This window comes from Dehalococcoidales bacterium, from assembly GCA_041652735.1.
Lineage (GTDB): Bacteria > Chloroflexota > Dehalococcoidia > Dehalococcoidales > RBG-16-60-22 > RBG-13-51-18.
Genome location: JBAZGT010000031.1, coordinates 22,062 through 28,061, shown reverse-complemented (window position 1 = coordinate 28,061; position 6,000 = coordinate 22,062). Strand labels below are relative to the sequence as shown.

General features: G+C 54.5%; 7 protein-coding genes. All 7 read right to left on the bottom strand.

Annotation, left to right across the window (positions count from 1 at the left end):
* Positions 1-405: 405 nt before the first annotated feature.
* On the bottom strand, positions 406-1,332 hold the full coding sequence (locus WC370_10135) for a hypothetical protein (protein MFA5309824.1): 927 nt from the start codon (positions 1,330-1,332) through the stop codon (positions 406-408).
* 106 nt (positions 1,333-1,438) lie between these two features.
* Positions 1,439-1,696, bottom strand: coding sequence for a Txe/YoeB family addiction module toxin (locus tag WC370_10130; protein MFA5309823.1), 258 nt, complete (start codon positions 1,694-1,696; stop codon positions 1,439-1,441).
* Positions 1,693-1,935 carry a type II toxin-antitoxin system Phd/YefM family antitoxin gene (locus tag WC370_10125; GenBank protein ID MFA5309822.1) on the bottom strand — a complete coding sequence of 81 codons (243 nt, stop codon included), beginning with the start codon at positions 1,933-1,935 and terminating at the stop codon, positions 1,693-1,695. The genes WC370_10130 and WC370_10125 overlap by 4 nt, the downstream gene beginning before the upstream one ends.
* 653 nt (positions 1,936-2,588) lie before the next feature.
* Positions 2,589-3,542 carry a transketolase C-terminal domain-containing protein gene (locus WC370_10120; protein MFA5309821.1) on the bottom strand — a complete coding sequence of 318 codons (954 nt, stop codon included), beginning with the start codon at positions 3,540-3,542 and terminating at the stop codon, positions 2,589-2,591.
* Positions 3,542-4,402: a transketolase gene (locus WC370_10115; GenBank protein MFA5309820.1), complete on the bottom strand. Its 861-nt coding sequence runs from the start codon at positions 4,400-4,402 to the stop codon at positions 3,542-3,544. The genes WC370_10120 and WC370_10115 overlap by 1 nt, the downstream gene beginning before the upstream one ends.
* A 118-nt stretch (positions 4,403-4,520) precedes the next feature.
* A complete protein-coding gene (locus WC370_10110) occupies positions 4,521-5,537 on the bottom strand; it encodes an alcohol dehydrogenase catalytic domain-containing protein (protein ID MFA5309819.1) in 1,017 nt (338 codons plus the stop codon).
* 65 nt (positions 5,538-5,602) lie between these two features.
* On the bottom strand, positions 5,603-5,959 hold the full coding sequence (locus tag WC370_10105; protein MFA5309818.1) for a four helix bundle protein: 357 nt from the start codon (positions 5,957-5,959) through the stop codon (positions 5,603-5,605).
* Positions 5,960-6,000 lie beyond the last annotated feature (41 nt).

The following is a 6,000-nucleotide window of genomic DNA, read 5'->3' as shown; positions in this document are numbered from 1 at the left end:
AATTACAGACACAGTCTGGGAAGTCTGGTTCAGTTTCTTAAAGCTTGGTTTACTAGATGAAACCAAAGGAAAAGTGTTACCTATGTCCCCGGTCTAAAGTGTAACCTATGTCCCAGTTTGCACAGGATTGGTGAAGTTTGAGGATAGTGTGGTTAGGGCGGGATACCCCTTACCTTTTCCTCCGGCTCCCTCTCCGCTGGCAGAGAGGGACGATGGATTGGTGAAGTTTGGAGTAACAATAACAGGTGAGATAGCCGGGTTGCCACGTTCCCCGCGATGACACCAAGAAAACAAGACCTGCCCACCGATTCGACGCGATAGGCAGGTCTCTGCTTTTTTTCTCTTAAGCGAGGAGCCTGTGAGATTGATTCGTCGCTTACACTCCCCGCAATGACAGGTCCGTTATTATTCTTTTTTATGCGAGCCGGAGTACATGCCCTGGGGGCCGGCGGAGAAGACGAGGGTGGGGGACTTGATATTGTGGAACTCCCAGGGGCAGTGCGCGAGGCCGGCCGGGATGCAGACCAGGGTGCTCTTGGTGGTGGGCAGGTATTCGCCGCCGAGCATGATACTCATCTCGCCACCGAGGTCGTGGGGACGGGAGGGGTCGGCGCCGGCCATAGCCAAAAGCTCCGTCCAATCATGGGTGTGCTCCGGGGCGGGCGCGCCGCCGTTGCCTTCCCAAATCCAGACGAAGTCCACGTAGAACGAGCCGGGCACCATGTCATCTTCGATATGCAGGATGCGGGAGCTCTTGAGGTTCATGGGGCGGGGGGGAGGCGGAGGCGCCTTTTTTGAATCGGCGCCGACGGAGAAATGCTCCTTGGTATGGTCCATCAGGAAATAGCGCTTTTCCGCGGCGGGCTTTTTGGGGGCGGCGGCGGGTTTGCGGGTATAGGCGCCGGTCATGGCGATGGTGATAAAGAACACCGGGCGATTGATTTTCTTGAACAGAATCGGCCCATGCACGACACCCGCCGGGACGAAAATAAGGCAGTTGCGGGTGATAACCTCGTCGTGGCCGTCAAGCGAAACGACAATCTCACCGCCGAGGTCCTGGGCATCTTCCGGGCGGCCGCCGATGAGGCCGATAACGTGGGAGAAATCGTGGGTATGGGGGTCGCCCACGGGGCCTTTAGCGGCGCCGCTCCACAACCAGGTGCAGTCCACGGAGAAAAATCCCTTCTGGACAGCGGCATCGGCGGTCATAAGGTGGGTGGCCTTAACGCCCGGCACGGGGTCTTTGCCGGTGCTGCCGCCGGCTCCCTGAAGCTCCGGGGGGAACGAGCCCGGTTTTTGTACGAGACAATCCGCGTATTTAAGTTGAGCCATGAAATCTCCTTTACGTATAGTTAGCTACCGGCGAAATTATAGCATAAGGGGTAATACGGATAAAAATAAGGGGCGAGCGTGGGCGACGGAATATTAAAGGATTTTTCTATTTATAATGCGTCCAGAGGCGGATGATTTTTACCGTCTTGATTTCATCAAGCACCTGATAGACCAAACGGTGGTGGATATTGATCCGGCGGGAATAAGCGCCGGTAAGGTCGCCGAGGAGTTTTTCACAGGGCGGGGAACAGGGTTCTTCTTTGAGGATTTCCAACAAGCGGATGGCCTGGGGTTTGAGTCCAGCCCGGGCAATCTTTTTAGCATCTTTTTTAGCTTGTTTGGTAAAGACAAGCCGCCAGCTCACCAGCCGGGTTCCTCATCAGTTTCCGCGATGGGGGTATTCAAGCCCTGGATAATCGACTCCCTCATACCGGGAATCGACGTCAGGTAGAGTGTTTCCTGTACGGCGCGCCAGTCTTCCTCCGATACAAGATAGGCAGAGTTCCTTTTGCCCACGATATAGACCGGCTCATGGGTCTCCTGGACTCTATCAACGAGTTTATAAAAACGTTTCCTGGCTTCCGACGCGGAAAAAGTTGTCATTTACATCTCCGATACGTACCATATATGGTACGACATGGCGGGAGAGGTTGTCAAGGGGCTCCGGCGGAGGTTCTGTCTGCGTTTAGTCGCGGGGCATACCTCACCGTTACAGCCTCCCCGGTATGCTTAATGAAAAGACTAAAAAAGTGTTACCTATGTCCCAGTTTGCACAAGGGTAGGTGAAGTTTGGGGATAGTGTTATTAAGGCGGGAAGGAAGGGGGCATCGAAGGGAAGGCTTAAGGTGGATTCCAGCCTTCGCTGGAATGACAGCAGGACTAAAGCGGTTTACTTTACCTTTCCCTCCATCTCCCTCTCCGCTGGCAGAGAGGGAGCGATTGATAGGTGAAATTTGAAGATAGTATGGTTAGGGCGGGAAGGACGGGGAGAGAAGACTCAAGGCATAAAATGGATTCAAGTCCCCGGGTAAACTCGGGCTAAAGCCTGTGCCGGGATGACATGCGGTTAATTCCATGATAGAGATGGCCGCGCCTGCGTGCCGTAACGCGCTTCGGCGGGCAGGCAGGCCATACCGATACGCGGGGGAAAGGGAGCTTATCGGGACGCCTCGCAATGACAAGAAAAACAGGGGCAGGTTTTTGCGCCTGCCCCTATAACTTTTCACCAGTATCAATGGTAACGCCGCGGTTTTTCCTTACTTGAGCATTTTCTTTATCGCGGCTACGGCGGCGGTCTTATCATAGCCGAACTTGGCCCGCAGCTCTTCGCCGCTGCCAAAGCCGGCGAATACCTGGGGAATGCCGAGGCGCTTGAATTTCTTAGGATAAACGCCGCTATCCACGAACACATCCGCGATAGTGCTGGCCAGTCCGCCCTCCATGAGATGGTCTTCAAGAACCAGGATATTCCCGGTTTCCCTGGCGACTTTGCAGACCAGGTCTTTATCCACGGGTTTGATGGAATACATATCGACGACACGCACGTCTATCCCCTCGTCCGCCAGAGTTTTGGCGGCTTCCAGAGCCTCGAAGACCATTTCCCCGTGAGAGATAATCGTGGCATCTTTGCCTTCACGCGCGGTGATGCCCATGCCGATCTTGTACTCATAAGCGCCCGGCTCATAAAGCATACGGTCTTTTTTACCCTGGGCGAGGCGGATATAGAGGGGGTGGGGATAGGTCATGCTGAGCAGCATGATATCACGCACCATATTGGGGTCGCCGATAGACAGGACGGCCATATTGACCATCGACTTCATGATGGAGATATCTTCCATAGCGTTATGGGTAGAGCCGCCGCCGGAGGTCAGGCCGCCGCCGGTGCCGATAAAACGCACCGGCAGGTCCTGGTAGCAGATAGCGGTGCGGTTCTGCTCACAGGCGCGCATGGTCATGAAGGGAATCATACCGGCGATAAACGGAACATTGCCTTCCAGCGCCAGACCGGCGGCAATGCCGGCCAGATTCTGCTCGGCGACGCCGACATCTATATACCGGTCAGGGAACTTCTGTTTATACTCCTTTAACGCGCCGCCGGTATCAGCCGTCAAAGCCCAGACGTTTTTATAATTCTCCCCCAACTCGACCATGGTATCACCCATGACCGACCGGGCCGATAAGAAACTACCGAAGTTAAACGTCACTTTCATTATGCAGCACTACCTTTCCCGGCGAAGCCGGCTTCAATATCAGCCAAGGCTTTTTGCATATCCTCGGGGCTTAACGCACCCGCGTGCCAGCCGATGTTCTTCTCCATAAAGGAAACCCCCTTGCCCTTGACGGTGCTGGCGATGAGCGCAGTAGGCCGGCTGCCGGTTACCGGCGGCAGATTGTCCAGCGCATCCACAATCTGGGCCATATCGTGACCATTGAACTCGACCACATTCCAGTTAAAAGCCCGCCACTTGTCCGCGTAGGGCTCCAGGTTCATATAGTCGCCGTCAAAGCTGGTCATCAGCTGCTTGTTCCTATCCACCACGCCGATGAGATTCCCCAGCTTGTAAGAGCCGGCGGTATTGGCCGCTTCCCAGACTTCACCTTCACACGTCTCCCCGTCGCCCATCATGCAAAAGACACGGTGCGCTTCCTTTTTTTGTTTGGCGGAAAAAGCCATCCCCGCGGCCATGGCCAGGCCCTGGCCGAGCGAACCGGACGAGCAATCCACCCCGGGGAGCTGTATCTTGCAGGGGTGCATACCGTAGGCGCTGTCCAGCTGACCGTAGGTCCGGACAATCTCGTCATAATCAAAATAGCCCCGCAGGGACATGGCGATGTACATGCAGACCGCGCCGTGCCCCTTGCTGAGGAGAAAACGATCCCGGGTGGGCGAACCAATTTGCTTGGGGTCGACTTTCAAGCCGTGATGATAGAGCCCGATGAGCAGGTCCGTCATGGACAGGTCCCCGCCGATGTGCACGATGCCATCATAATTGCCGCACAGATGGATGAGCTTTTTGCGCATCTCATAGGCCAGCGCTTTAAGGCGACTGACTTCTTTTGCATCAGCCATAAAAATATCCTCCTGATTTATAGTTTACAGTTAAGAGTGTACAGTTTACGGTTAACAGTTTATAGTTTACCCCTCACCTTAGTCCTCCCCCACCGGGGGGAGGAAAAGGGGGGATATATTACATTTTAATCAATATTTTAATGGACTTGCCTTTTTTATGCATATCAAAGGCCTGCTGGATATCCTTGAGGTCGACGATATCCGTGATGAGCGACTGCAGCTCCAGCTTGGGCAGCAGGGCCAGGGCGCGCGGGAAGGAATAGGGAGAAACAAAAGTCGAGGTGATGGTGAGTTCCTTGGCGTACATGAGGAAGGGAGAAACGCCGATTTCCACGTCCTTGCCGTAGACAGCCGCCCACAAGATAGTGCCGCAGTTGTCCGCCAGGGAGAGGCATTGCTTGGCGGCTTTAACGCTGCCGCTGGCATCGATAACGGTATTGAAGCCGCGGCCATCCGTCAGCTTTTTGCCGATAGCTTCCAAATCCTCGTTAAAGGGGTCGACGGTAACGTCGGCGCCGAGCTTTTTAGCCAGGGCGCGCTTTTCCGCGACAGGCTCGGACAGCAAGGTGCGGGCCGCGCCGGCTTTAAGCGCCATTTCCAGGCAGAGCAGGCCGATGGGCCCGCCGCCGCAGATGGCGACGCTGCTGCCGGTAATGACTTTTGCCTGGTCGATGGCATGGACGGCCACGGAGACCGGCTCCAGCATGGCGCCGATTTCAAAGCTGATATCATCCGCCAGCGGATAGATAGCGCTTTCCGGGTAAACGGCGTATTCCGCGAAACAGCCGGACGCGCCGGAGCCGCCGCGGCAGTAATGCTCCTTGCCGTTCTGGCAGTACCAGCAGGCCCCGCAGGAACCGCGGAAATTCATGGCCACCCGCTGTCCTACCTTAAAGTTGTTTTTTACGTTTTTGCCTACGGCCGCGATAGTGCCGGAGGCCTCGTGGCCGAGGATACGGGCGCCCTTGTAGGCTTCCGGGGGCATCAGCCCGAAGCGGTGCTCAAGGTTTTCGGGGTCGGTCCCGCAAAGACCGGCATAGGCTATTTTTACTTTTACCTGGTTGGGCGCCATTTCCGGTTCCGGGACATCCTCCATCTTGATAATCCCGGCTTCACGTGTGACGGCTGCTTTCATGGCGTAAGCCTCCTTATTTTAAGTCATTGATTATTAGTTAACAGTTGACAGTTAACAGTTTACAGTTAACTTTTTTTCACCTTATTTATCAAAGCGGAGAGCATACGATTCACCTCTCCGACCAAAGCAATAGTCTGGCTGTAGTCTTTAGCATTAATGTACTTAAGCTCTTGAGACAGCAAAAGATAATATTCTAGTTCATGGGCTGAACCTGAGGCGATTTGAAGGAAACGCCCCAGTTCAGCACTACCTCCGCGCCCGCAACCTTCAACAATATTGGCTGGGACGGATAAGCAAGCCCGGCGCATTTGAGAAGTTAAGGTAAACATCTCTTCTTTCGGAAAAGCAGAGGTTGTTTTATACACAGCCAACGTCAGTAAATGGGCTTTCTTCCAAACACTCAATTTCTTATAATCCTGCATCTTGGGCCCCACCCCGACTGTTAACTGAAAACCGTAAACTA

Coding starts and splice junctions, on each gene's coding strand:
- WC370_10135 (MFA5309824.1), bottom strand. CDS start 1,332: ATGGCTCAACTTAAATACGCGGATTGTCTCGTACAAAAACCGGGCTCG.
- WC370_10125 (MFA5309822.1), bottom strand. CDS start 1,935: ATGACAACTTTTTCCGCGTCGGAAGCCAGGAAACGTTTTTATAAACTC.
- WC370_10120 (MFA5309821.1), bottom strand. CDS start 3,542: ATGAAAGTGACGTTTAACTTCGGTAGTTTCTTATCGGCCCGGTCGGTC.
- WC370_10115 (MFA5309820.1), bottom strand. CDS start 4,402: ATGGCTGATGCAAAAGAAGTCAGTCGCCTTAAAGCGCTGGCCTATGAG.
- WC370_10110 (MFA5309819.1), bottom strand. CDS start 5,537: ATGAAAGCAGCCGTCACACGTGAAGCCGGGATTATCAAGATGGAGGAT.
- WC370_10105 (MFA5309818.1), bottom strand. CDS start 5,959: ATGCAGGATTATAAGAAATTGAGTGTTTGGAAGAAAGCCCATTTACTG.